Source organism: Streptomyces sp. NPDC026522 (assembly GCF_055567555.1).
Window position 1 is genome coordinate 29769 of record NZ_JBVHQF010000021.1, and the last position, 25499, is coordinate 55267.

Sequence of the window (25499 nt, forward strand, 5' to 3'; positions counted from 1 at the left end):
GCGCCATGAACCTTCCTGATTTCGGTGTCCCTGAGAAGCTCGCCTCACGGATGAGCATGGCTGAGCAGCACGACTACCTGCGCTCGAAGTTCACGCGGCGCGGCGCGCTGCGTGCGGGCGCGGTGACCGCGGCCGCGGTCGGGGCCGGGGTCGGCCTGAGCACCGGCGCGGCCTCGCCCGCCTACGCGGCCCCCACCGTGCTGATGTCCACCGCACGGCGCGGTGTCGATGGTTCGCTGGCCGCGCCGTTCGCACGGCACTTGCAGTACGGCGCCGACCCGAAGACGCAGATGCGGGTCTCCTGGCAGGTTCCGTTCCCGGTGAAGAAGCCCTACCTGCGCGTCGGCACCAGCCCCTGGGCGCTGAGCGTGAAGATCGACGCCGAGGTGCGGCACCTGAGCACCCCCGTCCTGAACGGAGGCAAGATCGCCGCGGCCGAGCAGTTCTACCTGCACGTGGGCCTGGACCGGCTGCGGCCCGGCCAGACGTACTACTACGGGGTCGGGCACGACGGCTTCGACCCGGCGGACCACCGCAACCTGGGCACGCTCGGCACCTTCACCACCGCGCCCTCGCGCGCCGAGAACTTCGTCTTCACCGCTTTCGGCGATCAGGGTGTGAGCTACCACGCACTCGGCAACGACGCGGTGCTGCTGGCCCAGAACCCCGCCTTCCACCTGCACGCGGGTGACATCTGCTACGCCGACTCCTCCGGCTCGGGGACCTCCGGCGACACCTACGACGCGCGCGCGTGGGACCAGTTCCTGGCGCAGACGGAGACGGTCGCCAAGACCGTGCCGTGGATGGTGACGACCGGCAACCACGACATGGAGGCCTGGTACTCGCCGCAGGGCTACGGCGGCCAGAATGCCCGCTGGTCCCTGCCGGGCAACGGCCCCGACCCGGTCAACCAGCCCGGCGTGTACTCGTTCGTGCACGGCAACGTCGGGGTCGTCGCGCTCGACGCGAACGACATCTCGTACGAGATACCCGCCAACTTCGGGATCAGTGGCGGGAAGCAGACCGCGTGGCTGGACCGGCGGCTGGGCGAGCTGCGGCACGACCGCGACGTCGACTTCATCGTGGTGTTCTTCCACCACTGCGCGTTCTCGACCACCAGCTCGCACGCCTCGGAGGGCGGGGTACGCGATGCGTGGGTGCCGCTGTTCGAGAAGCACCAGGTGGACCTGGTCATCAACGGCCACAACCACGTGTACGAGCGCACCGACGCCATCAAGGGCAACAAGGTCGGCCGCAAGGTCCCGATCGGTGAGCGCACCGACCCGACGCAGGACGGCATCGTGTACGTCACGGCCGGTGCGGCCGGGCGTTCGCTGTACAGCTTCCCTGTGCCGGACTCGTACGAGGGTCATGTCGCGGACCGCGAGAGCGTGGACACCTACCGGTGGGTCAAGGGCGGTACGAAGGCGACCGAGACGGTGGAGTGGTCGCGGGTGCGGTACACCAACTACTCGTTCCTCGCCGTGGAGGTCGAGACCGGCCGCCACCCGAAGCTGAAGGTCAGCGCGCTGGCCGAGACCGGTGAGCGGATCGACCACTTCGAGATCCAACGGGGCCAGCTCCGCTAGCGGAACGCCGCGCCCGTCCCCAGGGGCTGCGGACTTTGATGCCCAGCGCCCGGACCCGGTCTGATCCTTCGGCGCAAGCCTCAGCAACCGGTTCTCGCCGACGACGCCGTCCTGCCGCCAGATGGTGCAGAGGCCCTCCAGTGCCGCTTCGGCGACCTCCGGCTCCTCGTCCGCCGCGGCGAGCACCAGGGCTTCCACGACCGGACTGGTCCGCAGTCCCGCGACCGCCCGGGCCTGACCCCCGACTCATCCACCGCGTACACCACGACCCGAGCAGGCAGCCAGACGAGCCAGGGGCGGCCCGGCCGGCAGGGGGCCCTGCGGAGCACGCCGCACAACCGATGACGCCGGACCAGGAGCCCGAGGGCCCGGGGGCCGGGAGACCTGGTCGCCCCGGGTTGCGGCCTTCCTCGGAGGTGCCATGGTGGAGGTAAGGGCGTTGCTCGGTGACCGATTGCCGAGGGTTGAGCCATGGAAGACGAACAAGCACACGTCGCGTACAACGACGACCAGTTCGACCTGGACATCCGCGTCAAGATGACGACGCGGGAAGTCGACAGGTTCGTCATCGAGGACACCCACAGCTGCGCCAGCACCTGCGGCGACGAATGCACGAACAGCTGTGCCAGTACCTGTGCGGGCAGTTGCCCCGCGCTCGACACACCCAACGAGACCGAAACCTGTGAGACCTGCGGCTCCTGCACTTCCGAGTGCGACCGCAGCCTCTACGAGGACCACTACGTCCTGGAAGTCAGCCAGGTCCGGGCCGACGGGGTCACTCGCAGGGTCGCCGGGGAGCACGTCATCCGCCGCGTCGTCGAGCACCCCCCGCGGGAAGGCTGATGGCCCCGCCCGACTGGCAGCCCGCCATCGGCGATCCGCAGACCGCTGCCTCAGTGCGCGAAGTCTGCGTGGACGTGCTCTCGCGGCTGCGTGACCCCGACGTCGTCGAGGGAGCGGCCCGGAAGGCGGCGCTGCGGGGCCGTCCACGGTGGACGACCCACAGCGCCGCCCAAGGCACTTGCGGCCTCGCCCTCGCCTTCGGACATCTCGACCGGTGTCTGCCGGGCGAGGGCTGGGACCTCGTGGCCCACCGTCACCTCAACCGCGCCGTCGACGGCACCGCGTCGAACCCCGTGGCCACCCTGGGACTCTTCGCCGGCCTCACCGGAGTGGCTTTTACCACCTCGTACCTGGCTCACGGCGGACAGCGGTACCGCACCCTGCTCAGCGGCATCGACGACAGCCTGTACACCCGGATTCCCCGACGGCTTCCCGCTGTCACCGGGGAAGGCCTGGCCGTCGGCACGTTCGACCTCGTGTCGGGGTGGACCGGTGTGGCCGCGTATCTCCACTCCCGCCCGCCCGGCCCGGCCCGGGACCGCGCTCTCAACACCGTCCTCGCCTGGCTGGTGGACCTCTCGGGTACCGTCGACGGGGTCCCCGCCTGGCACACCCCCCATGCCCTCATCACCGACGAGAGCATCCGCGATCGGTACCGGACCGCGGTCGCCAACTGCGGTCTCGCCCACGGCATCACCGGCCCCCTCGCCATGCTCGCCCTCGCCCACGCCGACGGCCCGATCGGCGCCGGGCACACCGATGCGATCCGCCGCACGGCGTCCTGGCTCGCCTCACACCAGGTCGACGAGGCCGGAGGACTGGCATACCCGTCGGTCGTCCCGCTCGGTGAGGACTCCGCCGCACCGTCGCCAGCCCGCGACGCCTGGTGCTACGGCGGCCCCGGTGTCGCGCGCGCCCTCTGGCTCGCCGGCACCGCCCTGGGCGACCCCCACCTGACCTGTACGGCCGTCGCGGCCATGCGGGCCGTACTGCGGCGACCCGTCGCCCGGCGGCGCATCGACTCACCCGGCTTCTGCCACGGCATCGCCGGGCTCCTGCAGGTCACCCTGCGATTCGCTGTCGACACCGAAGACGAGGAGATCGGCGACGGCGCCCGCCGCCTGGTCGACCAGCTGCTCGGTGAACACCAGCCGCAGGCGCCCTTCGGCTATCGCAGCGTCGAGCCCGACGGCACCCGCGAGGACCGGTCCGGCCTCCTCGAAGGCGCCGCGGGGGTCGCCCTCACCCTGCTTGCCGCCGTCACCCCCGAACCACCCGCCTGGGACCGGTTCTTCCTTCTGTCATGAGCGCCGACGCCTCCCGTGGTCCCGGCACCCGGCGACGAGCCGCTCATCGCGCGTCCGGGCTCTACCGCTGCCTCGACCACTTCGTGATCCGCACCCCCATCCTCCCCGTCACCGACTACCCCGCGGCCGAGGACCTCAGGCGCACCCCCGCGACCGCTCGCGTGCGGAACAACGAGCACGCGCGGCGTGCCGTCGTCGTTTCCTCCATGCCCCTCGCCACCTCGTTGCTGGCGCCCGCACGCACCGAACGGGACCGGCGGCGCCTCGAGTCGAGCGTCCTGCGCTACCTCATCCGCCTCAGCACCCGGCCCACTCCCTTCGGGCTGAACGCCGGCGTCGCCCTGGGTCGGTGGGGGCCGGTCACCGACGTCCGCCTCGCTGACCAGCCTCCCGACGTCCACGCCCGTGTCGACATGCACGCCCTCCTACACTTCGTGACTGCCCTCGAAGCGCGAACCGAGATCCGGGAGGCCACCACGGTCATCGCCAATCCGGCCGTGCTGCACCGCGCCGGCCGGATCACCTTGAGCGGTGTCGAAGCGGTCCTCGGGGCGAACGGCGGCGAGAACGTCACCCTCCGCGCCACCGGCGCCGTCACTCGCGCCCTCGCCCTCGCCCACACCCCCGTGGCCTACGCCGACCTCGCCGCCGGCCTCCTGGAAGCCGTCCCCGGAGCAACTCCCGACAAGGTCCACGATCTGCTGTACCAGCTGTGGCGGCACGCATTCCTACTGACGGACCTGAGCCCACCGCTGACGCACCTCGACCCCGGGGGGCATGTCCTCGACCACCTCAGCCGGATACCGGCAGCCGACACCGACGCCGCGGACCTCGGTGCACTGCTGGCTGCGATCCAGGACTGGGAGAGGCAGCCGGCCGGAACCGGCGCCGCCGCTTTCCCGGCGCTCGCCGACCACGTCCGCCGCGTCACGGGCTTCGACACGGCCACACCGCTCCAGGTCGACACGGTTCTGCCCCTGGCGGCCTGCGACGTGTCCCGCAAAGTGGCCGACGAAGCGGTCCGAGCGGCCGAACTGCTGCTGCGGCTCACCCCGCTCCCCTTCGGCCTACCGCACATCAGCGCGTACAGGGGCGCGTTCGAGGTCCGCTACGGCACCGACCGCGACGTGCCCGTCCTCGAACTCCTCGATCCCGTCACAGGCCTCGGTTCTCCGTCCCTCCTCCCTCCGGTCGTTCCCGCCAAAGCCGCCCGGGCCGACACGTTGCTCCGCCTCGCCACCGGTGCTCTCCACGACCACCTCAGCAGCATCGACCTCGACCAGGGCACCATCGACCGGCTCGCCCTCTGGGAAGCGGTCCCAGAGCGGCTCCCCGCATCGCTCGACCTCTACGCCATGGTCTCCGCCCCGTCACCCGCCGCCATCGACGCCGGCGACTTCCACCTGGTCGTGGGTCCCAACGTCGGTGCCGGAGCAGCCGGACGCAACCTCGGCCGTTTCGCAGGCATGCTGACCGGTGCCGTTGCCGCCCTCGGCGACATCGCAGAGGCCGAACAAGCCGTCGAAACCGGCCGCATCCTGGCCGAACTGGTGTACCTCCCCGACAAGACCCGCTCGGCGAACGTCGTCGTCCGGCCCGCGGTCCGCGATCACGAGGTCGGCATTCGCACCAGCGCGGTGGACGGACCTGCCCGGTACATTCCCCTCGACCAACTCGCGGTCCGCGTCACTAACGGCAGGTTCGCACTGATCTGGGACGACGGCACGGGAGAGCTCCGCGAGGTCAGAGTCTGCTCAGGACACATGCTCAACAACATCCGGGCCCCCGCCGTCTGCCGTTTCCTCGCCGAGGTGAGCCGCGACGGCACCGCCCAGATCGTCGGCTTCGACTGGGGCCCGGCCCGCGACTTCCCCTACCTGCCCCGCGTCACCTCAGGCCCGGTCGTCCTGCGCCTGGCCCAGTGGCGCATCGACCAGACCACGGCGCATGAGATGGCCGGGCAGCCGGACCGGTTCCCGGCGGGATTCGACGCCTGGCGCCGCCGGTGGGGGGTGCCCCGGTACACGTACCTCACGAGCAGCGACACGGCAGCGGACCACCGGCTCCTCATCGATGCCACCGCACATTCCCACACGAACGAGATACGGCGGGCCCTGAACCGTCTGCGGCCCGGCGGCAGCGTGGTCCTCCAGGAGGCCGTTCCCGGCCTCGACGACGCCTGGATCAGTGGGCCGGACGGTCCCCACGCCGTCGAACTCGTGGTCTCCATGACCCGCAACGCCCCTGCTCCGCCCGCCGTACCACCCGGCGAAGCCGGCGCCCGAGTGGCGAAGGCAGACCGTCTGCGGCCCCCGGGCAGCGACTGGACCTTCGTCAAACTCTACGGCGACCGGCAGGAGGAGGAATCCCTGCTCGTCGGCGGCATCCGCGAGCTCATCCGCTCACTCGACGACCAGTCCGACCGACGCGTCTTCCTGCGCTACTCGGACCCCGAACCCCACCTGCGGCTACGACTGCGCGGCAATCCCTCCGTGCTCGTCCCCGCACTCAGCGACTGGGCCGGCGCCCTCCTTGCCGACGGCCACCTCTCGCGGTTCACCTTCGACGTCTACGATCGTGAGATCGAACGCTACGGCGGCCTGGCCGGGATGGACGTCACTGAACAGCTGTACTCCGCCGACACCTCCGCCGTCCTCGACCTGCTCTCGCTCGACCATGCCGGGAAGTGTCAGCTCGACAGGACCGGCCTGGCCCTGCTCGCCATCGACGACTTGTTGACCGGGCTCGGCCTGGGTGAAGCCGAAAGGCTCCGCTTCTACCACCAGGACACTCCGCAGCGACGGCTGGCGGGCGCGGAGTACCGCACCCGCAAGGCGGAGTTCTGTGACCTGCTGCGCGAACCACCTCCTCGTCCCATTGGCGACGTACTCACCCGGCGTCGTCCTCACCTGGCGGACGTCGCCGACCAGCTCGCCGATCTGAGACGCCACCGGCAACTGGGCAAGACGCTGCCAGAGCTGTGCCACAGCTACGTACACCTGCACTGCAACCGCCTCTTGGGCACGGACCGTGCTGCCGAGAACACCGTGTTGGAACTGCTCTACCGGACCCGCCACAGCCTGGCATCAGGAGCCTGAACCCCGGCATAGCGGCTCGCGCACACCGTCCGCTGCGCACGGCACAGCCGGATCCCGCCGCAACCAGAGGAACAGAGGAGCAGAGCCATGGCGGCCGCCACTTCACCGACCCCCCAGCTGTACCCCGACGGAGTCACACAGTTCGAAGCCATCTGACCTGCGGAGGCGGAAGGCCTGAGCTGAGGTTGCTTCGGTTGGGCGGACATCCGGAGATCTGGGGTTATGCCCAGGGAGGGATGTCCATGACGGCGAACATGCCGAAGAAGAAGCCGCGGCTGCGGCGGGAGACGCCGCCTGCGGGAGGACGTCGAAGTCCTCCCGCAGGCCATGGCTTTCTTCCCGAGGGGGACCCGGTGACGGTCGACCGGTTCATCGAGGCGGAGGAGCGTGCAGGTGACAGCGTCAAACGCGCCTGCGAACTGATGGAGGTCTCCCGGTCCGCCCGCTACCAGAGATGCCATGCCGTCACCAGGCCACAGCCCCTGCTCGATCAGGCACTGACCGCACTGATCACCAAAGTCCATACGCATTCACGCGGCACCTACGGATCCCCCCGGATCCACGCCCTCCTCCACCGCCAGGGCCATGGCTGCGGCCGGCGCCGGATCGCCCGCCTGATGCGGGCCGCCGGCATCGGAGGCCAGCACCGCCGGCCGGATCCACCGCACCACCGTCCCGGATCCCCGGGCCGCCACCCGCTCCGACCTGGTAAGACGCGACTTCCACCCCGACCCCACCGCCACCGATATCCGCTGGTGCGGGGACATCGATGCAGCTGACCTGGGCATCCGGCTCTCCGTCGGACGCACCGGCGTGTGCTGGGACAACGCCCTCGCCGAGTCCTTCTTCGCCACCCTGAAGACCGAACTCGTCAGCCGGTACACCTGGCGCACACGAAAGCAACGGCCCACTCCGCGATCTTCGACTACCTCGAAGGCTGGTACAACACCCGCGGCGTCTGGCGGTCGCGGTCGTACACCGTCCGCCCGGCCCGTCCGCCCGGCCGCGTACGCGTGGCGGCTCACCGATGACCCGCGCGCGCACAGCGCTGCTCAGTCCCCGGAAGCTCCGTCCGTAGGCGGGCACCCCCGGTAGCGGGAGGCCAAAGTCCATACGGTCTCGGCTATACGGTCGCGGAGTTCGGCCGGAGCCACGACCTCGATGTCGCTGCCCAGCCGCAAGAACTCTCCGTGGGCGTGGTCGATCGATTCGATGGGCACCCGGGTCTCCGTCCATCCGCCGCCTTCGGCAGGTGTCAGGCCGAGACGGCGGGCGCCCTCCGGGGTGAGACGTACCAGCGCCTCCCCGGTGTGGAGCCGGCCTTGGAAGTCGATCAGATAGCCCTTCCAGTACACGGCCAGGTCGAAGCCGTCCGGTACGGCGAACTCCTCCGCCACGGGCCGCAGTTCCTCGATCTGATCGACACGGTAGGTGCGGATCCCGGACGGCCCGCCGGCGACCACGTACCAGCGGCCGGCCTTGAGTACGAGCCCGTACGGCTCCACCCGCCGCTCGATCTCCTCCGGCGCCCGCCAGCGCCGGTACCGCAGGACCACCGCCCGCCGCGCCCACACGGCGGCTGCGACCGCGGCCAGGTGAGGCGTACGGTCTGCCCCGCCGTACCAGCCGGGGGCATCGAGCAGGAAGCGCTCCTGGACCCGCCCGGCGTGCTCGCGCAACTCCGCCGGAAGGGCGGCCCGCAGCTTGAGTTGGGCGGTGGCGAGCGCTTCACCGAGGCCGAGCTCGGCGGCGGTGCCGGGGAGCGCGGCGAGGAACGCGGCCTGCGCCTCGTCAGCAGTCAGTCCGGTGAGACGGGTCCGGTAGCCCTCCAACAGCCGGTAGCCGCCCAGGTGTCCGGCGTCGCCGTACAGCGGGATACCGGCGGCGCCGAGCGCCGCGACGTCCCGGTAGACCGTGCGAACGGAGACCTCCAGTTCCTCGGCCAGCTGCTGGGCCGTCATCCTGCCCCGGTTCTGGAGCAGCAGGAGCAGGGTGACCAGTCGGCTTGCGCGCATGCCGCTCAGTATTCACTGACAGTGGATGTCAGGGGAATGTCCCTAGCCTGCAGCGCATGGACGACTTCGATTTCCTTCACGGCTGCTGGGACGTGGCCAATCGCCGTCTCACCGCACCTCTCGGCTCAGTCCCGGCCACCTGGGTAGAGTTTCCCGGCCATGCGGTCGTACGGCCGCTGTTCGGCGGGGCCGGCAACATCGACGAGCTCAGCCTCCCCACCCTCGGCCGCCAGGGCGTGACCCTACGACTGTTCGACCGCGAGCTGGCGCGTTGGGCGATCCACTGGTCCGACAGCCGGACCGGCCGACTGGATCCCCCGGTGGTCGGTGGCTTCACGGGTGACCGCGGTGACTTCCACGGCGAGGACACCCACGACGGCCGCCCGATCCGGGTGCACTTCACCTGGTACCGCCTCGGCCCGGACGCCGCACGCTGGGAGCAGGAGTTCTCCGCCGACGGCGGCCACACCTGGGAGCTCAACTGGATCATGGACCTCACCCGCACCGGGGCGGCCAGCGCATGAGCATCGTCGAACTCCGGCAGTACACGCTGCATCCCGGCACCCGGGAAACGCTCATCGAGCTGTTCGAGCGCGAGTTCGTGATCAGTCAGGAAGCGGTCGGCATCGCGGTCGGCGGCCGATTCCGCGACCTTGACGACCCGGACCGCTTCGTCTGGCTGCGGGCGTTCCCCGACATGAGGCACCGTCGGCGCTCGCTCGAGGCGTTCTACACCGGCTCGGTCTGGCAAGAACACCGCGAGGCGGCCAATGCCACCATGATCGACAGCGACGACGTCCTGCTCCTGCACGGCCCTGGCTTCACATCGCAGTCAGGCATCGGCGAGGTGGTCGCGACCGTCTGCCAGCCGTCAGACGCGGTCGCCTTCGACACGTACGCAGCCCGGCACCTGGGTCCGGGCCATGCGCTGCACCGCACCGCACACGCCGAAAACGACTACCCCCTCCTGCCGGTGCGCACCGGGGAGGACGTTCGGGTCTGGTTCGGCCCGGCCGGGCCACCACCCTGGCCGATCCGGCAGCTGCGGCTGGAGCCCGTGACGGCGTAGCTCCGCGCGGGTTCCAGCCGCAGCTCACGGAGTACACCGCGCGGCTTCCTCGTCAGGGCCTGCGGGCCCTGGGGCTTTGTCGAGACGTCGGCACGTTCATTGCGAGCGTCCCGGAATGGCCGGACGAGTCCCCATGCCGTCCCCATTCGTCTGCCGCTCCGCAATGAGGGTCGGCAGGTTGCGCATGTCGTGGAAGACGGTGGTGCCGGGGCCTTCGATTCGTTCAGCCGGGGTGAGCCCGCCGGCATAGCCGAAACACTCCATGCCGGCGGCGCGGGCTGCTCGGACGCCGGGCCGGCTGTCCTCGACCACCACGCAGGCGGTGGGATCGACGCCCATCTGTCGAGCGGCGTGCAGGAACAGGTCCGGGGCGGGCTTGCCCTGGGAGACCTCAGTGGCGCTGAAGATGCGGCCCGCGAAGCGTTCGTAGAGTCCGGTGCGGCCGAGGGTGTGCCGCATCTTTTCGTGGGAGCCGCTGGAGGCGACGCAGGTCGGGAGGGTGAGCGCGTCGAGGGCTTCGGTCAGGCCTTCGACCGGGGCGAGGTCGGCGTCCACGGCCTCCCTGTGAAGTTGCTCGAACCTCTCCGCCCAGGTTGCGGCTGCGTCCTCGCCGAGTTGCGTCGCGACCTGTTCACGGATGGCCGCGTGCGAGCGCCCGATGAACCGGTCCACGACCTCGTCTTCGGTCAGCGGCCAGCCCAACTCGGCCCCCAGGGCGACCTGCACACGCGCGGCGATGCGCTCACTGTCCACCAGCACGCCGTCGCAGTCGAATATGACGAGTTCAATGGCATTGGTCATCTCCGCAGCATAGGACTCACAGTCAGGCAACTCGATCACCAATCGGCTTTGCCGGTAGGTACGCATGACACCTCTGGAGGATGAGCGGCGCCGAGGGTGGAAACCGAACACGGATCGGGCAAGGTTCGACTGCTGTTGTTCGGTGGACAGCTGGCAAGTGGCGGAAATTGCTTCGGATGCCATTCCTTGATCTCGATGTCGGTTCTACGCTGATGGCGTGGCGGCCAGGAGCGAGCGTTCAGGTCCAGATCCTCGAAGCGTGATGCGGTGGCCGCTGAGCCTGCATGTTGCTGTTGCGTTGCTGCTGTCCGCCTTCTCGGCCGGCATCGTCGCGGCAGTGCTCTGGCTGATGCTCGGTACGCCTCGGCTGCACGTAGCCGGACCGCTCAGGCCCGGAGACGTTTACGACGGCATCAAGATCGCACTGGCCATCGTCGCCGGATCTGGCGGTGTGGTCGCTCTGGTCGTCGGCTACCGACGCCAGCAACTCAACGAGGTGAGTGAGGAGCGCGAGCACGGCAGGTCCTTCACCGACCGTTTCGGGGCCGCAGCCGATCAACTCGGGTCGGACAAACCAGCGGCCCGGATGGCGGGTGCGTACGCCATGGCCCGGCTCGCCGACGAGTGGCGCCAGGAGCGTCAGACCTGTATCGACGTGCTGTGCGGCTACCTCAGGATGCCCCATGCGCCCAGCCCCCCGGCCGACGAACCGGACTTCACCGTCTGGCAACGCGAACGCGAGATACGCAAGACCGTCCTCCGGCTCATCGGCGCCCATCTGCGAGACGACTCGCCCGAATCCTGGCAGGGGTACGACCTCGACTTCACCGGGGCCGTACTCGACGAGGCGGACTTCCATGGTGCCCGCTTCACCGGCGGCGACATCATCTTCATCAAGGCGCTCTTCGTTGGCCACGATCGCGACCAGGTGATCTTCGACGAAGTCGAATTCGCCCACGGCAGTTACGTCTACTTCCGCCTCGCCGAGTTCCGCAGCGGCTCCGTCCGCTTCGACCGGGCGGCCTTCAGCGGCGGCTGGGTCACCTTCGACGGCACCCGATTCACCGGCGCCCGTGTGAACTTCCGTGATGCCGCCTTCAGCGCAGGGGAGGTCCGCTTCGAGGACGCGGAGTTTTCCGACGGTCTCGTCGACTTCACAGGCTCCACCTTCACCGGCACCATCGTGGACTTCGGGGAACACCGCTTGGAGCACCTCCACGTCACTGTCCCGCCGGCCCGCTTCACCGGCGGCACCGTCGATCTTTCCCGTACCGCGACGTTCACCCACCCGCCGCGCTTCGGCCTGGAGACAGCGCCCGACGGACTCCTGCTGCCACGCGGCACCGACATCTCCGGCCTACCCTGAGAGCTCCCAAAGCGGCGCGCTTTGACATCCAGAACAGCGGGTCATTCGGTGGAGGGAAGCCACAGTCGCTCGTCATCTCTCCGGGCCCGGACACTTGATCCGTGTTGACGGGCGGAAGCGGGAGCGCCGGCCGCCGCGCCTGCTCGGTGGTCGCGGCAGCATCCGGCTCCAGGCGCTCGCGCAGGGCGGCGAGCGCGAGGGCCGCCCGGCGCAGGTGGGGCGCGGGGACGTCATCGGGAACCTTGCGTCGGGCAGGGCTCGCGGCGCGGTGAGCCGCCGCGAGCCGGACGGCCCGACGCTGGTGTCCCCGTACATCCGGACACAGGCCGAGCGACCGGCCATTGGTGACCGGTGGTCGGTGATCTGCCGATGGGTGACCGGCCGTTCGGCTACGGGTCGCCGCTCGAAGGGGGCGCGAACGCGGCCGGTGCGAAGTCCCGGTGCCGACGGCGGAAGGCGTGTCCGAGGTGGTGCTGCAACCGGACGTGGCGGAACTGGTACACGGCTCCGGTCTGACGCAGCACCCCGCGCCGGTAGACCTCGGCCACGCTCCCCCTTCCGCGACGCCGCGCGAACGCGACTGCTCCCCTTGGCGTCTGGGACCCGGGCCCGACCGCGCGACGCGGCGACCGGGCCCCGGGCGGCGGCGCGGCGGCGCGGTGGCGCGGTGGCGCGGTGGCATCTGCTTCACCGCTTACGAACGATGGCGAGACCGCTCGGCTCGGCGTCAACAAGACGGTGTGGGTTTCTCTGTGGGGGGTCAGCCGATGCGGACGGTGATCTCGGGGAGGGGTACGTCGGAGAGGTTCAGCTGGAGTCCGGTCAGGGTCAGGTAGGTCTGCGAGCCGGTCAAGGCGGAGGCGGTGGAAGGCGCCCGGGTCTTCCCGCGCGTGCTCACCAGCAGGTACCAGCCCCCTCGCTTGTAGCTGCGGGAGGCGTCGGGGCGGTCGCCGTTCGGGTTCGGCGTCCAGCCCTGGCGCTCCAGGTCGGCGCAGATCGCGTTCATCTCCGACTGCGCGGCGGTCTTCTCGCGGACGGCCATCCAGCCCGTCCTGTTCGCGTTGGCGTCGGCCGCCACGGTCGGACGGCCCTGCGCCGGGTCGAGGCCGGCCGCGCCGACCGCGGTCCGGATCACCTCGTCCACGGCCTCCCGTGTGAGGGGCGGTGATGCGGACTCCGGTGTGGGCGGCGCCGTGGACGAGGACGGCATGGGCACGGGCGCGCCCAGGTGGACGCGCCCGGCCTCGTCCACCTGGATGTGGTCCGGCAGGACCACGGCAGCCAGACTCACGATCAAGGTCGCGGCCAGCCCGATCCACACTCTCTTCAACAGCGCGTTCAACGCGGAACTCCCCCCGAGTGATCAATCAGAGGGAGTCTCACACATACTGCACGGCGCCCGGCAGCCCTTACCCGTCCTCCACGGTCAGGAGCCGGACCAGGGCCGTGGAGCGGGAGGTACCGAGCGCGGTGGCCACCGCCACGGCGGGCACGGCGTCGCCGCGCAACGCGCCGACGGCGCGGCCTGGTCCGGCATGCGGACGGCGTCAGCGGCGGGACCTGCCGAGAGTCCGGTCGGCCGTCGCGAAGTGGTGTTTCGTCGGCTGCAGCACGTCGTAGAGATGACCGAAGTAGTCCGTCTGCGCGGTACCTGTGAGCACCGCCAGCAAGAAGGCCAAGCACCCCATGTCGTGGTGCTCCCAGAGGGGGCCGCGCCCCTCGTTGTAGAGCACGGTCCACTCGTCGGGATGCTGCCCGGGGCGCGCCAGCCAGTACAGGAACGCCCCCGTGCCCTCCTCGAATGCCCACGGCAGGACCCGGGCGCCCGCCTCCAGCAGACCGGCGGGCTTGGCCTCGAACCCCCACAGATCAGCCAGTATCTCGTCCCGTTCCTTCGTCTGCGCGTGCAGGTCGCAGTCGCTGTGGGCGGAGCCGGGGACGAGTAGCCAGAGCGTGTCGTCGAAGATGCCGTCGCCGTAGGTCTCGACGAGCTGCTTGTAGTCGGCGGGCAGGGTCGTACCCATGGCGCGCTCGGCCTGCGCCCAGTCCACCGTGGGCGGCGGTTCGACAGGTGGCGGGCAGAGGCGGACCAGAGCATCGAGGGTGATCACGGCATGGACGCTACTGGCACCCCCACGAGCGCTCGTGGGCGGGTGACCGGGGCGTCAACGGGACCTGCCCCCAAGTAGCAGAGTCACCAGGCACCTTCGGGCCGGGGTGGCCGCGCTCTTTACGTGCCCCGTGCCATCGCGGTTACCTGGAACGCACGAGCACGAGCACGGGGGGGTCATGGCGGGCTGGCAGGGCGGTTGGGCACGCGGGCTCTGGCGGACCGCGGTGGCGCTGGCCGCGCCGCCGCTGATCGCGGCCCTGGCGTTCGGGGTGGCCTGGGAGTCGGCGTACGGGTCGCTGGGCAACTGGGGGTTCTTCCTCGGCGGGCTGGTGCTCCCGCTGGTCCTGCTCGGCTGGCACGCCGCCCTCGCCACGCGGCGCGGGGCCCGGCTCATCGCGCTGTCCGCCCTCCCCGCCGGCCTCGGCGCCATCCTGGCCCTCGCGTCCGTGGGGCACAGCACGCTGGAGGACCGGGGCGTCGAGATCAGCTGCGTCGTGCTGAAGGTCACCGAGCACACCGAGACGGACTCCTCCGTGGACGCCGAGGGCCACTGGACCTCCACGACCCGGACCTCGTACGACCACCGCCTGGACTGCCCCGCGGGCGGCCCGGAGCACCTGGACACCGCCTCGCGGCTCGCGAAGGAGGGCGAGTCCCTGGCGGTCGTGCACGACCCGCAGGGCAAGGTCTCCCCGCGGGCTGCCGGGGACGTCCACGGCTGGGGCCTGCGCACCGCAGCCGAGGTGGCGGTCGGGGTGGCAGTGCTCCTGGGACTGGCCGGCGGAATCCGGGAGGCGTACGAGAAGCGGCGCCGCAGGCCCCGGCGACCGACAGGGCGGTGACACGCCCGCCCGACGGCCGCACCCCGCCAGCTTTCCGCCACACCCGTCCCCGGGCGCGACAAACACCCCGGCCCATCGGGCCCTGATACCGCGACTGCCCTCCTCCTCAGCGACACCCGTTGCCCACCAGCCGACATGTCACAGGGCGTTGTAGCGCTCGTACTCGGCGATCGCCTGCCGGAGATCGCCCGGGCTCCAGAGAGGGGTACCGGGCCATTGGGCGAGCTGCCGGTGAGCGCCCACCTTCCGAAGGCTGTCCCCGACCACGCCGGCGAGGTCGCCCAAGCGCCCCACGGCCGCGGCGCGCTGTACGAGGTCGTCGGCCATGGCCCGGCCGCCGCTCTCCCGGTGCAAGGCGGTGAGGAGCGCCACCACTAGGCCCGGGGGCAGCCCCACGGTCCGGTCCACCAGCTCCACGCGGTACTGCTGGGGCAAGTCGCCGAAGCCGTTCCCGAGACCGCGGGCGGTCTTCTCGTCATGAACCGCCCTGCCGACGAGGGCGCCGAGCGCCGGCTCCGCCAGTGCCCCGTCCCGCCGCGCGAGGTCGAGGAGGATGCGCAGGGCCCGGCCGCTCCCGGACGTCGTCCGTATCCCGCGGCTCAGGGTCCGCTCCGCCACCTCGGGGTCGTCCAGCACGACCAGCAGGTCCACGACGGCATGGGCGCGGTCGGACTCGGCCATCATCGACAGCAGCACGTAGTCGACCGTCTGCTCGCCGTCCACGACCAGGCCGTGCCACCGCCGCAGGAGCGCTGCCAGCTCCGAGGGCGTCCGCAGCCGGTAGGCGTAGACCACCAGCCGTTCATACAGGTCGATAACGAGCGGATCGCCCGACCTGGCCCGCTCCGCCAGGCCCTCACCAAGCTCCGCCACGTCCTCAGGCGGGCGCACCTCGGCAACGTCCGACACCAGTTGCTCGGCCCTGACCCGAGCCGCGGAGCGCGTGAGCCAGTCGATCACCCGCAGTACGTCCTCGGCCGGCCGCTCCCAGGCCACGGTGTCGAGGCTTCGCGCGAGGCGGCGCACGTCGGCGGCTGCGTTGAATCCGGCGAGCCGGCCGATCAGGGCGTCGAGCGGCAGGTCCGCATCGTCACCTCCCCCCGCCCTGAACCGGGCCAGCTCCTCCTCCATCCCCACCAGTTGCTCCTGGAGCTCCCGGCATTGGGCCTCCTTCTCGGCCCGCAGCGCCTCGGTAGCCGCGAGCTCGGAGCGGAGCTGCGCGATCTCGGCGAGGAGGGACCGCCGCGAGGCGCTGCGGTCGGCGAGCTCCTCGGTCAGTGCCAGTTCCCGCTCGTGGGCCTGCACCGCGTCCTCGGCCCAGTCCCGGCTTGTCCTGGCGAGTTCGGCGTCCTTCGCGGCGAGCTGGGCCTCACGCTTGTCCAGCAGGTCCTGAAGCGCCTCCTCGCGGCGGCTCAGTCGGCGCAGGCTGCGGTGCAGGTGCTCCGATGCCCGACGCAGCACGTGCAGCTCGTACTCCGCCGGATCGGTGGCCCGTACAGCCTCCAGGCGCTGCTGGTGGATACGCTCCCGGGCCTCCTCCTGGAGCGGGGTGCCCCGCTGCCGGCCCACCTCGCGGACCAACCGGTCGACGAAGTCCTCCGGGGCCACCCGGCGGCCGCGGAGGTACCGGGAGACCGCCGACGGGTCCAGGCTCACGCGCACCGCGTACGCCTCCTGGGAGACGCCGAGGGTCTTGAACAGCTCCGTCAACACCTTGCCGAGCTCCGCAACCTCGGGGACCTCGCCGCGTTCGACCGCGGAGGAACTCGCAGGTGAGCGCTCGATCTGCGGCATCATGCCTCCCCCGTGCCGTGACACCGCACCGGCAAGCCGTGCGGCCTGTCGCAACGTACCCGGTCTTCCCCACCCTGGGGACGCCAATCAGCCACTTCGCCAAGGAGTCGATACCGTGACTGCTGTCCTGAGCGCCGTCGTGTCCGGCGCACAGTGGGCCGCCCGCGTTCTCGTCGTCGCTCTCGCCCTCGTTCCCGTCGTGATCGTGACCCTGGCCTCGGTGCCGGCCCTGCTGGTGCTGCCCTTCTCGCGGCGGCGGGCCGCGCAGGCGGCCCGCATCGTGCGCCAGCTGGCCTCCTGGACTCGGGCGCTGCTGCTGGGCAGCCGCGAGCGGTAGGCGCAGCCGGTCCCGAGGTGCCGGTCCGCTCTCGATGATCTTCCGGGTGTGCGGAGGCGGGTGAGGACAGGACTGCATCAGATCGGGTCATCCCTGGCCCATGCGAGCCCGTAATGAGCGGTACACACGGGCCAGATGGTCTTCACCGGCTCCTTCGGGCATGGTGCTGTCTCTCGCCGGCTCCGGCGCGGCTCGGGCCGCGGCGGTTGGGGTGGGCGGAGCTTGCAGTCGGCGGCGAAGGCCGTCAGGGGCCACAGCCCCTCGCTTCCCAGCGGGTCGCTGAAGAGCGGTCCGCTGGTGTCGGACCCCGACCTACCGGAGGAGAACGGCCGCCCTCAACAGCGGGCGGGCTAAGTCGGGAACGGGGTGGGTCATGCAGCCTCGGCGCAGTCCGTGGTCGTGCAGGGTGATGGTCGTGCCGTCTGGGACCACGTCACGGACGTGTGCGGTGGCGAACTGGGTGGTGGAAGCGGCCGTGAACACGGCCTAGGGTCGGCCTATGAGCACGGCAGACGACGACCAGACCGCCCTCGACCTCCTCGACGCCCACCTGGAAGACCTGTGGCGGGCCGCGATCGAACTCCAGCGGGGAAACCAGGCAGTCGTCCCCGAGGCGCCGCGCGAGCTGGCCGAGACCGCCGCGGACGGAGCGGCCACGGAACTCCTGCAATGGGGGTACGGGCAGCTGGCCGCCATGCCGCGCTCGCCGGCCGACGTGTTCGCCCGGAGCCTCGGCAGCACGACCAGGGAGCTGCGGCGGCGCCGCAGCCCCTGGAACGCGGCGGCCCTGCGCCTGCTGGAGGACCCGTACGTCTTCCTCGCCACCGGTCCCCGCCGACACGAGGACTGGGCCGAAGACGTACTCGCCCTGATGCACCGGGAGGTCCCGGACCCGCGCGGCTGGCTGCGCATCGACGGCGACCGCACCAACGATGCCCGCTACGCCGTACCGGCATACCCCTTCGCGCCTCCGGCCGCCGCCGGATTCCGCGAGCGCCTGCACGAGCTGGCGCCGGCGGGAGCCGTCACCGTGCTCGCCGTCATGGCGGAGGAGTGGGGCGACAACCGGCCCGTACGGCACCGGCCGGAGTGCGACGCCCTGCTGGCCGACGCACGGTTCTTGCTGGACCGCTACGGGCCAAACGCCCGCTTCTGGACGAACGCCCAAGACGCGGCGTCGGACCCCGCCCGGGACTTCGTCCGGGCCGGCCTCAAAAACACGAAGGTCCACCGGTTCGTCTCCGGCGAATGCATCAACGGCCTCGACCTCCTTGACGAGCTGGGCCTCATCGCCGTGTCCGGCCACGAGGTCGGAGTCTTCTGGTCCTTCGGCGCGTACTGACACCACGCTGGGCTGGGCTGGGCTGGGCTGGGCTGGGCTGGGCCCAGGATTTCAACGCGATCGCAGTGATGCTTCGTACGCCTCGCAGATGGGGGCAGGGACGCGTCCCAGGTCATTGACGTGGTAACCGTTCGCCCGGGCCCAGAGCCGAATCGCCGCGGTCTCCAGAACGTGGCCGCGCACAGGGACGCCAGCCGTTCCCCTCGTGGTGACCGAGGCAGCCCCTTCCAGGTGGTCGGCCACATCATGGAAGAAGGCAGACATCGAAGGGAACACTCCTTCTTCAGGATGGGAGCCCTCGCTCCAAGACCCGACACTTCCGGTGCGCGTGTCCAGGAACCTCCCGTAGAAACCCTCGCTCTCCGCCGCGATCGGCACCCACTCCCGACGCCAGGACGGATAGTCGGAGTCACCGGACGGCTCCATGTGCTCCACTCCCGTCTTGTGGAGGTAGACACGCTCGATGTCCGCGAGCCCCAGAAGGAGACCGCCGCCGAGGATGTTGCCTCCACACCACGGCTCCACCAGACACGCGCCGGCATCGGGCTCCGTCCCACTACCGATGTCATTCGCCAAGAGCCGCTGCCATATCTCCCTCGGCAGTTTCAGGCCCATGCGATCTTCGGCATCATTGATGGCTTTCGGACTGGCTGGGCTGCCAAGCCCGACGAAAATGCCGGGCGCGTGCAGTTCGAGCCATCCGGTGACCCGCCCCCACGCCTGTCGCACGTCCTCTGCCCCGTGCGTCGGCATCCCGCTCACACCCGATCCCCAACGACCGCGGCACGCCGAGCCGCGTTACCGGCCCGAAGAAGCCGCAGAACGGGCTCCCGAGTCCTACTGCCGCCTACCGGGGGGGGCAGAACGAACGCTGGCCATCCATGGGCAGACCGTACTCGGGACCGCTGACATCGACCTGCCCGCCGCCGAGGCCGCCACGTCGCCGATCGTGCGACGAGGAGGCCAGAATGACGACGATCGCCTCGTTGCGCAAGGCGTGTGCTGCATGTTGGAGCCTGCGCGGGTCCGGGAAAGGCAGGAACAGCGCGACACATTCCCGTTCGGTGCCGGTGCAGACGGGGACGGCGGCTCAGAGGTTGACGAGGGGTTCGCCGGGGCGGCGGATGTCGCCCCCGGCTCATACTCACCAGCCAGCGACGGCCGGCCAGGCATGGCCCGGATCGACTTACGCCGGCCGTCCAGGATTAAGTCCCTGCAGGTAGCAGTCACTCTTGGCCCGCTGGTCCTTGCGCCGCGACGAGGCGAACACGTCAGCCACATACAACGCCGACCCAGCCCGTACACGGTCTACTTCGCTTGCATCCACGCATCCGATATGGCCGCCCGCGAACCTCCCGGACCGCGCCCACGTCCCTGGTATCCGCAATTCTCCCGCGCACCGCACCATGGCGTCCGACGCGTCAGGTCATGATCAGAAGGCGGGTGTTCGGCACCAGCTTCCTGTTCACGCTCGTGCTCTGCACGAAGATCGTGAAGTCGTCGTTGTGATCCGGCTTCACGCGCACCTCCGCGTCCGGAAGGCCGAGCAGGGCGCGCGCCTCCGGCCCCGCATAGAGCTTGTCCGACTTCTTCTCCAGGACCGCGACCTGCTTCCGTGCCTGGATCTTCTCCGACTTGCTCAACTGATAGAAAGCGCAACCAGTGCGGTAGCCATGCCCGGATTCGACGACCCGCTCCCGGATTGCCGCGTCGCGTTCCACGGGAACGAGCTGGTACTGGGACGGATCCACCGCCTGGAGACCGGCCGCCTTGATGGTGTCGCTGTTCACCGCGTCCCCACCCGTACGGAAGACGGCCCGCGATCCCCGGATTCCCCGAGTCCGGCCGACCATGAACTTCTCGGTTGCGTCCTTGATCACCTGCCCGGCTTCCTGCAGGCCCTGTGTGCTCGTGGCGTCCCAGATGGCGATGTTGTCCTTGGGGAAGCCGTACTGCATGGCTTCGCGCTTACCCATCTGGTCCGGGACCAGGACGGCGAGCGTCCAGTTCTCCGCCTGTGTCTCGATCATCGAGGCGACGGCCTGCACCAGGTCGCGGGGGTTCTTCGAGGGGGCATCCGGGCAGCGGTGACTCGCGTTCTCCTGGCCGTCAGTCAGGACGAAGGTCAGGAAGCTGTGGTCTCCGTAGAGTTGGGCAGTCTGTGCCAGCTCATGCTGTGACTTCAGCGTGGCGGACAGCAGAGCGGTCATGCCTCCGGTCCTGTAGACCTCCTGAAGGGACGGCATGCGCAGCACGTCCTTGTCGTAGACGACGCACTCCACCTGGCTCGAGAACACGTACACAGTGACGCGGGTTTCCTGGTCAAGCTCCTGCGAGCGACGGGCCAGATAGGCAATCTGCTGGTCCGCGACCTCGACGACCTTGCGGCTCAGGTGCGACATGGACGAACTGGCGTCCAGGACGAGAGCAACGTGATTGATGTAGTTCTGGTTGCCGGACATGGCGAACTCCCCGTTTGCGTTCTCCGATTCGGTACTCCGATCCTCGCAGCCACCACTGACAATCGATCCGGACTTCCATGCGGGCGGCCGCAGCGACCACCCTTGGCACATGGGGGTCGGCACGTGCCGGGCGAGGGACCGCAAGGGCGCCAGTACCCTCGAGACCCCTGCCACCCCCGCGTAGCCGATCCTGCCGATTCCCAAGCGGCGGAACACATGCTCTGCTCATGAGTGACTCAACTGGCGCGGTGGAGAGGCCGGTCATTTCCGTCCTCGTCCACGGCGCGGGCAACCACTCCTACAGCCGGTCCCCGTGGGCGTGACGCGGACGCCTCGCGGCATTGCTCCGCAGGTTGACCGGGTGACTACGAGCTCCGGCGGGGACGGGTTCACGCCGCGGCCTTCTGTCCCGCGAAGCGGTCGGCCAGGCAGAAGTTGATGGTGCCCCCGAAGCCGGCTCCAGCGTGATCTTCCGGATCCCGGGCGTCCCCACGCCGGCGAGTTCGGGGTCGACCGGGTCAACTGGCGTTGCGGCGACGACCCCCGGTCCAGCCAACCCAACGGGTAGACGGCCTGGACCGACCGGGGACCGGTGCCGCCCCACAGGCACACCGGCCCCGAGAGGCGGTCCTCGTCCGCAGAGCCCACTGAAGCAGTCCTCTGCCAGTTCGGCGCCTCCTCCACCTGATTGCGCTGCATGACGATCACTGGGTTGCTCCCCTCGAAGGGTGGTCGCCCGGTGAGCATCGTGAACAGCACGCCTCCTAGCGCATGCAGGTCAGAGCGCCCGTCGCCCTGCAAGACGTGGAACTGCTCTGGTGATCCGTAGGCAGGGGTGCCCGCTGGCGTCAGCCGGGATGAATCGGCCCCGCCGCGGAAGGGGACACCGCGGTGGTCGGTCAGGCACTCCAGAGGCAGCCGAGGCATCTCGGTGCAGCGGCGGCCGGTGAACACCAGACCTTCCCAGGCGTCCCACGGCCGGGCGACGAGGCTCTGCCTTGGCGTCTCGCCCTGGCGTTCTACCGGCGCGCCCCCCTTTAACGCGGGAGCCGGCGGCGGATCGGTGCGGGCACCGGCGGCGTGTTGATGCGCCCGCACGATGCTGGAGTCGACTGATACGTCCCAGTCGGTTTCGTCTCCCGCGTCAGCCTCGGCCTGGACCTGCTGGAGCAGGCGTTCCCAGGTGGCGTGGCCGACATGGCCGGTGGCGTTCATAGGCCGTCTTCCACGGGCCGAAGCGTTCGGGAAGGTCACGGCACCGCACGCCGGTCCGCACCCGGTGCAGAATCCCGTCGATCGTCCCGCCCCATGCCCACGACACCCGAAACCGGCAGGTCGCCGAAACGCCCGGCCTACGCTAGCGGTCATGCCCACCCACAACCCGTCGTTCACTGTCGACGACGACGTCGAAGTGCCCGATCCTGCATCGGGCGAGGTCTGGACCGTCGGAGCCGTCATCCTCAACCGGGATGGGGAAGCCTTCGCGCACAAGCGAAGCCCGGACCGGCGCCTCTTTCCCGATACCTGGGACATCGTGGGCGGCCACGTCGAGGCTGGGGAAACGGTCCTGGAAGCTCTCGCACGCGAGGTCGAGGAGGAGACTGGCTGGCGCCTGACCCGCGTGCGACGGTTCCTTGGCACCACGACCTGGACGGGCGACGACGGCGGTGGACTCCGTCACGAAGCCGACTATCTCGTGGAGGTCGAGGGCGACTTGGACAACCCCATGTTGGAATGGTCCAAGCACTCCGGCTACGGCTGGTTCACCCCCGAGAACGTTGCCCGCCTCAAAGAGAACCGCAGGCCCGGAGAGTTCTTGATCCACGACCTCGTCGCACGAGCCGTTGAAGATCGCCCGGACCGGTTTTAGCCGGTCGTCGAGTGTGAAGTGCCGTTCGGTCGTGGCCGGGTCCGTGCCTTCGCGGGACTGCTTGATCTGCACTCGCAGCTTGGTCCCGTCGAATTTTCCTGGGTCATCCACCGGGTAGGAGCTGGGGCCCTCCCACGGCACCTCGGCATGAGGGTAGACCGTGCCCCCGGACCGCGCCGCGCACGCATTACCGGCCCGCCGACCCGCCGATGGTGCCCAAGGCGTCTCCGAGGTCCAGTTCGGTGGCACCCCGGGTCTGGAAGCCCTGCTCGAACAACTCGGCCACGCGTTGCTGCGCCGTCTCACTCCGGACGAGTTGCTGGAACAGCGCTGCGTCCGCGCGTACGTCGGCAGGGGCCGGAAGGCTGATGTCGTTGATCGCCGACTTGGCCGCGATCAACGCATCGCGGGGGAAGCCGCCCATGCGCGCGGCCATGCGGGCCACGAAGTCGTCCAGTTCGGCGTCAGGAACGGCTCGGTTGATCCATCCGTACCGTTCGGCGAGGTCCGCATCGAAGTCCGACGACGTCAGTACGGCCTCGAGTGCCCGGCCGCGGCCCATCAGACGAGTGAGGTGCTGGATCGCGCCCGCGCCGGGGGGAGCTCCGACTGCCACTTCCAGTTGGCCGAGGACGGCGTTCTCCCGGGCGGCGAAGCGCATGTCACAGGCGAGGAGGAACTCGCTGCCCGCTCCCCGCGCCCGGCCCCGCAGCTTGCCGATGGTGACGGCGGGAAGCCGGCTCAGCTTCCGGAACAGCATTCCCAGGGAAGCATCACCGGGGCCTCCGGCCTTCGCGGCCTCAGCGGTGTACTGGGCGACCTTCGTCATGTCGACATGCGGGAAGAAGTATTCGGCATCCGCACTCTCGAAGATCACCACGCGTGAGGCATCCGGTTGCGACAGGTCATCGAGCAGCGTGACCATGTCCCGCACCACCTCGGGACCGATGAGGTTCATCGGCGGTGCGTTGAAGATGGCGGTCAGGACGTTGCCGTCCACGCTGGTGTCGATGGTTTCGTATGAGGCGGTCATGGGGTCTTCCTGTCGTCGCTGGTCACGACCCGGCGGCACGCCCGGCGCAGGTCAGCCGGTGTTCGTTGCCCGGTCTCCTGCTGACCGTCGCCCTACGGTCCGCGGCGGCGCCCTCCTGCCATGCTACGTCGCGGGGCGCTGCCACGGCCTGGGACGACGGGACCGGCGGGAAGCCCTGGGCCCCGACGTCCTCGTCGTCTGCGGCGAGGTCGATCCCGGGCACATCGGTGCGCTGGGAATCCCTGCCCCGGGCGGCTCCCCTACGTGGCCCAGACCAGCACCGCATCAAGCTGGCCAGCCAGCTGCTCTCGTGGCGGGTGCAGAGAGCAGCCCCGGGCCTAAGCAGCACGAGCGCGGAGGAGCCCACGAGTACGCCGACAGCCGACTTCCGCTTGCTGAGTCCTACCAGGCAGCCGTCACCCTCGCATCGCTCCTGACTTAGACGTGACCACTCCAAGACGGTTCAAGGTGGTCGGTGATCTCGCCCTCCAGGCAGACTCCAGCAACCGCTCGTCAGTTGCTGGAGCGCTCCGCCCTCGCCCATCAGCTTGCAGACCCTCGGCCTGGGCGCGGGACACCAGCTCGTCGATCAGCCGGTCGCTCGGCGCGGAGCGGGGCAGCGCGGCGGGAAAGCGGCGAGGATCCGGTTCCGCCCAGCACCGTGTGACTCGATTCAGGGGGCAGGGCCCCCGGTCAGCCATGGGCGCGCCCTGGAAGCTCGACAGCGCAGCCGTGCCGGGCGTACCCCGCCAGTCCGTATCCGCCGGACGGGCCCTTGTGGGGAGCTGTCCGAGGAATGCGATGGTGATGCTCTGGTGGCCGCGCCGACATGCTGCGACGTGCGTGAGGTGGCGCCCGGTGGTCTGTTCGCCGTCGCCGAGGTGAGGAGGAGCGGAGCGGTGTATGCGCCAGCTGCCGTCGCCGTCGGCGCTGTGGCGGTGGTGGCGGAGCAGCGCGACCTGGCTGTGCCGACGTTGATCTCGGTGGTTCGGTTGCCCTGGCACTTCCCTACCGGGGTCGGCCGCTTGTTATTCTTTCCGATCATGCGAGCCCTCTTCCCAGGATCCTTCGACCCTGTCACTCAAGGGCACCAGGACGTTCTCCGCCGCGCCGCCGTCCTGTTCGACGAGGTCGTCGTCTGTGTGATGTTCAATCCGAACAAGACCGGCCGCTTCCCCCTCACCGAACGGCTGGAGCGGCTCCGCGCGGCAGCAACTGACCTGAGCAACGTAACGGTCGACTCCCACACGGGCGGCCTGCTGGTCGAGTACTGCCGTCGCGTAGGAATCGATGTCGTCATCCGCGGAATCCGCGGTGTTCACGACCTGGACTACGAGATGCCGATGGCCCGGATGAACCACGAACTGGCCGGCGTCGAAACGCTCTTCATCGCTGCAGACCCCGTCTTGGCCCACATCTCCTCCACGCTCGTCACCGCGATGAGTCAACAGGAGCGTGTCCCGACCTGTTCCACGGGCAGTGGCAGGGCCAGCCGTCCAGACTCGACGCCTTCAAGCCCTATCTACTGATCTTTTCGTAAGTTCGGTGGGTTTGGTGGGTGGATGGTCAGGCCGGTATGGGCGAGGAACGACCATGGCAGTCGGGGGTTGGTGTTGAT

23 protein-coding genes and 3 pseudogenes are annotated in these 25499 nt (G+C 69.8%); 14 read left to right on the forward strand and 12 right to left on the reverse strand.

What is annotated here, in order from left to right:
* The first annotated feature begins 5 nt into the window (after positions 1-5).
* The 6 genes from ACZ4M3_RS34915 (at position 6) to ACZ4M3_RS34940 (ending at position 7932) form a co-directional block, all read left to right on the forward strand.
* Complete coding sequence (locus ACZ4M3_RS34915) at positions 6-1589, forward strand: purple acid phosphatase family protein (RefSeq protein WP_467739620.1); 1584 nt, start codon at positions 6-8, stop codon at positions 1587-1589.
* 471 nt (positions 1590-2060) lie between these two features.
* Entirely contained in the window at positions 2061-2432 is a 372-nt protein-coding gene (locus tag ACZ4M3_RS34920; RefSeq protein ID WP_467739622.1) for a hypothetical protein, read from the forward strand.
* Positions 2432-3739 (forward strand): lanthionine synthetase C family protein, encoded by a 1308-nt coding sequence (locus ACZ4M3_RS34925; RefSeq protein ID WP_467739624.1) that lies wholly within the window; start codon positions 2432-2434, stop codon positions 3737-3739. Before ACZ4M3_RS34920 ends, ACZ4M3_RS34925 begins: the two co-directional genes overlap by 1 nt.
* Entirely contained in the window at positions 3736-6837 is a 3102-nt protein-coding gene (locus ACZ4M3_RS34930) for a lantibiotic dehydratase (RefSeq protein WP_467739626.1), read from the forward strand. The genes ACZ4M3_RS34925 and ACZ4M3_RS34930 overlap by 4 nt, the downstream gene beginning before the upstream one ends.
* A gap of 422 nt (positions 6838-7259) precedes the next feature.
* Positions 7260-7616 (forward strand): IS3 family transposase, encoded by a 357-nt coding sequence (locus ACZ4M3_RS34935; RefSeq protein ID WP_467739663.1) that lies wholly within the window; start codon positions 7260-7262, stop codon positions 7614-7616.
* A 7-nt stretch (positions 7617-7623) separates the two neighbouring features.
* Positions 7624-7932: a hypothetical protein gene (locus ACZ4M3_RS34940; RefSeq protein ID WP_467739665.1), complete on the forward strand. Its 309-nt coding sequence runs from the start codon at positions 7624-7626 to the stop codon at positions 7930-7932.
* Here the strand turns inward: ACZ4M3_RS34940 and ACZ4M3_RS34945 are convergent.
* Complete coding sequence (locus tag ACZ4M3_RS34945) at positions 7890-8852, reverse strand: helix-turn-helix transcriptional regulator (protein ID WP_467739628.1); 963 nt, start codon at positions 8850-8852, stop codon at positions 7890-7892. The genes ACZ4M3_RS34940 and ACZ4M3_RS34945 overlap by 43 nt on opposite strands.
* A 56-nt stretch (positions 8853-8908) precedes the next feature.
* On the opposite strand from ACZ4M3_RS34945, the gene ACZ4M3_RS34950 reads away from it, so the two are divergent.
* Together ACZ4M3_RS34950 and ACZ4M3_RS34955 are read left to right on the forward strand one after the other, a co-directional pair.
* The gene (locus ACZ4M3_RS34950; RefSeq protein WP_467739630.1) at positions 8909-9376 is read left to right on the forward strand and encodes a hypothetical protein; all 468 of its coding nucleotides are present in this window, start codon (positions 8909-8911) and stop codon (positions 9374-9376) included.
* Positions 9373-9921, forward strand: a complete 549-nt coding sequence (locus tag ACZ4M3_RS34955) for an NIPSNAP family protein (protein ID WP_467739632.1) — start codon at positions 9373-9375, stop codon at positions 9919-9921. Before ACZ4M3_RS34950 ends, ACZ4M3_RS34955 begins: the two co-directional genes overlap by 4 nt.
* 96 nt (positions 9922-10017) lie before the next feature.
* Here the strand turns inward: ACZ4M3_RS34955 and ACZ4M3_RS34960 are convergent, their stop codons facing one another.
* Positions 10018-10722 (reverse strand): HAD family hydrolase, encoded by a 705-nt coding sequence (locus ACZ4M3_RS34960; protein WP_467739634.1) that lies wholly within the window; start codon positions 10720-10722, stop codon positions 10018-10020.
* Between the two features lie 217 nt (positions 10723-10939).
* On the opposite strand from ACZ4M3_RS34960, the gene ACZ4M3_RS34965 reads away from it, so the two are divergent.
* The gene (locus ACZ4M3_RS34965) at positions 10940-12088 is read left to right on the forward strand and encodes a pentapeptide repeat-containing protein (RefSeq protein ID WP_467739636.1); all 1149 of its coding nucleotides are present in this window, start codon (positions 10940-10942) and stop codon (positions 12086-12088) included.
* Between the two features lie 389 nt (positions 12089-12477).
* Here the strand turns inward: ACZ4M3_RS34965 and ACZ4M3_RS34970 are convergent, their stop codons facing one another.
* The 3 genes from ACZ4M3_RS34970 to ACZ4M3_RS34980 all read right to left on the reverse strand — a co-directional run bounded on the left by ACZ4M3_RS34970 (position 12478) and on the right by ACZ4M3_RS34980 (position 14199).
* Complete coding sequence (locus tag ACZ4M3_RS34970) at positions 12478-12636, reverse strand: hypothetical protein (protein WP_467739638.1); 159 nt, start codon at positions 12634-12636, stop codon at positions 12478-12480.
* 212 nt (positions 12637-12848) lie between these two features.
* Complete coding sequence (locus ACZ4M3_RS34975) at positions 12849-13430, reverse strand: hypothetical protein (protein ID WP_467739640.1); 582 nt, start codon at positions 13428-13430, stop codon at positions 12849-12851.
* Positions 13431-13635: 205 nt separating this feature from the next.
* Positions 13636-14199, reverse strand: coding sequence for an SMI1/KNR4 family protein (locus ACZ4M3_RS34980; RefSeq protein ID WP_467739642.1), 564 nt, complete (start codon positions 14197-14199; stop codon positions 13636-13638).
* Between the two features lie 178 nt (positions 14200-14377).
* Between ACZ4M3_RS34980 and ACZ4M3_RS34985 the strand changes: the two genes are divergently transcribed.
* Entirely contained in the window at positions 14378-15043 is a 666-nt protein-coding gene (locus ACZ4M3_RS34985) for a hypothetical protein (RefSeq protein ID WP_467739644.1), read from the forward strand.
* A gap of 138 nt (positions 15044-15181) precedes the next feature.
* Here the strand turns inward: ACZ4M3_RS34985 and ACZ4M3_RS34990 are convergent, their stop codons facing one another.
* Positions 15182-16840, reverse strand: a complete 1659-nt coding sequence (locus ACZ4M3_RS34990; protein WP_467739646.1) for a helix-turn-helix domain-containing protein — start codon at positions 16838-16840, stop codon at positions 15182-15184.
* Positions 16841-16952: 112 nt separating this feature from the next.
* Between ACZ4M3_RS34990 and ACZ4M3_RS34995 the strand changes: the two genes are divergently transcribed.
* Positions 16953-17174 (forward strand): hypothetical protein, encoded by a 222-nt coding sequence (locus tag ACZ4M3_RS34995; RefSeq protein WP_467739648.1) that lies wholly within the window; start codon positions 16953-16955, stop codon positions 17172-17174.
* Positions 17175-17673: 499 nt separating this feature from the next.
* Positions 17674-18516: a hypothetical protein gene (locus ACZ4M3_RS35000; RefSeq protein ID WP_467739650.1), complete on the forward strand. Its 843-nt coding sequence runs from the start codon at positions 17674-17676 to the stop codon at positions 18514-18516.
* A 51-nt stretch (positions 18517-18567) separates the two neighbouring features.
* Here the strand turns inward: ACZ4M3_RS35000 and ACZ4M3_RS35005 are convergent, their stop codons facing one another.
* The 4 genes and pseudogenes from ACZ4M3_RS35005 to ACZ4M3_RS35020 all read right to left on the reverse strand — a co-directional run.
* Positions 18568-19269, reverse strand: a complete 702-nt coding sequence (locus tag ACZ4M3_RS35005) for an Lsr2 family DNA-binding protein (protein WP_467739652.1) — start codon at positions 19267-19269, stop codon at positions 18568-18570.
* 408 nt (positions 19270-19677) lie between these two features.
* A pseudogene (locus ACZ4M3_RS35010) lies at positions 19678-19843 on the reverse strand (IS701 family transposase); the annotation flags it as partial.
* 94 nt (positions 19844-19937) lie between these two features.
* The gene (locus ACZ4M3_RS35015; RefSeq protein ID WP_467739654.1) at positions 19938-20978 is read right to left on the reverse strand and encodes a vWA domain-containing protein; all 1041 of its coding nucleotides are present in this window, start codon (positions 20976-20978) and stop codon (positions 19938-19940) included.
* Between the two features lie 1044 nt (positions 20979-22022).
* Positions 22023-22275, reverse strand: a pseudogene (locus ACZ4M3_RS35020) (transposase); the annotation flags it as partial.
* Between the two features lie 69 nt (positions 22276-22344).
* Here ACZ4M3_RS35020 and ACZ4M3_RS35025 point away from each other — a divergent pair.
* Positions 22345-22848 (forward strand): NUDIX hydrolase, encoded by a 504-nt coding sequence (locus tag ACZ4M3_RS35025; RefSeq protein ID WP_467739655.1) that lies wholly within the window; start codon positions 22345-22347, stop codon positions 22846-22848.
* Between the two features lie 187 nt (positions 22849-23035).
* Here the strand turns inward: ACZ4M3_RS35025 and ACZ4M3_RS35030 are convergent, their stop codons facing one another.
* Both ACZ4M3_RS35030 and ACZ4M3_RS35035 read right to left on the reverse strand, forming a co-directional pair.
* Positions 23036-23848 (reverse strand): enoyl-CoA hydratase/isomerase family protein, encoded by an 813-nt coding sequence (locus ACZ4M3_RS35030; RefSeq protein ID WP_467739657.1) that lies wholly within the window; start codon positions 23846-23848, stop codon positions 23036-23038.
* Between the two features lie 498 nt (positions 23849-24346).
* Positions 24347-24483: pseudogene (locus ACZ4M3_RS35035) on the reverse strand (IS256 family transposase); the annotation flags it as partial.
* A 213-nt stretch (positions 24484-24696) separates the two neighbouring features.
* On the opposite strand from ACZ4M3_RS35035, the gene coaD reads away from it, so the two are divergent.
* On the forward strand, positions 24697-25410 hold the full coding sequence (coaD, locus tag ACZ4M3_RS35040) for a pantetheine-phosphate adenylyltransferase (protein ID WP_467739659.1): 714 nt from the start codon (positions 24697-24699) through the stop codon (positions 25408-25410).
* The last annotated feature ends 89 nt before the right edge of the window (positions 25411-25499 follow it).

Coding starts and splice junctions, on each gene's coding strand:
- ACZ4M3_RS34990 (WP_467739646.1), bottom strand. CDS start 16,840: ATGATGCCGCAGATCGAGCGCTCACCTGCGAGTTCCTCCGCGGTCGAA.
- ACZ4M3_RS34945 (WP_467739628.1), bottom strand. CDS start 8,852: ATGCGCGCAAGCCGACTGGTCACCCTGCTCCTGCTGCTCCAGAACCGG.
- ACZ4M3_RS34950 (WP_467739630.1), top strand. CDS start 8,909: ATGGACGACTTCGATTTCCTTCACGGCTGCTGGGACGTGGCCAATCGC.
- ACZ4M3_RS34915 (WP_467739620.1), top strand. CDS start 6: ATGAACCTTCCTGATTTCGGTGTCCCTGAGAAGCTCGCCTCACGGATG.
- ACZ4M3_RS34935 (WP_467739663.1), top strand. CDS start 7,260: ATGGAGGTCTCCCGGTCCGCCCGCTACCAGAGATGCCATGCCGTCACC.
- ACZ4M3_RS34985 (WP_467739644.1), top strand. CDS start 14,378: ATGGCGGGCTGGCAGGGCGGTTGGGCACGCGGGCTCTGGCGGACCGCG.
- ACZ4M3_RS35000 (WP_467739650.1), top strand. CDS start 17,674: ATGAGCACGGCAGACGACGACCAGACCGCCCTCGACCTCCTCGACGCC.
- ACZ4M3_RS34955 (WP_467739632.1), top strand. CDS start 9,373: ATGAGCATCGTCGAACTCCGGCAGTACACGCTGCATCCCGGCACCCGG.
- ACZ4M3_RS34960 (WP_467739634.1), bottom strand. CDS start 10,722: ATGACCAATGCCATTGAACTCGTCATATTCGACTGCGACGGCGTGCTG.
- ACZ4M3_RS34925 (WP_467739624.1), top strand. CDS start 2,432: ATGGCCCCGCCCGACTGGCAGCCCGCCATCGGCGATCCGCAGACCGCT.
- ACZ4M3_RS35025 (WP_467739655.1), top strand. CDS start 22,345: ATGCCCACCCACAACCCGTCGTTCACTGTCGACGACGACGTCGAAGTG.
- ACZ4M3_RS34920 (WP_467739622.1), top strand. CDS start 2,061: ATGGAAGACGAACAAGCACACGTCGCGTACAACGACGACCAGTTCGAC.
- ACZ4M3_RS35005 (WP_467739652.1), bottom strand. CDS start 19,269: ATGCCGACGCACGGGGCAGAGGACGTGCGACAGGCGTGGGGGCGGGTC.
- ACZ4M3_RS34930 (WP_467739626.1), top strand. CDS start 3,736: ATGAGCGCCGACGCCTCCCGTGGTCCCGGCACCCGGCGACGAGCCGCT.
- ACZ4M3_RS35015 (WP_467739654.1), bottom strand. CDS start 20,978: ATGTCCGGCAACCAGAACTACATCAATCACGTTGCTCTCGTCCTGGAC.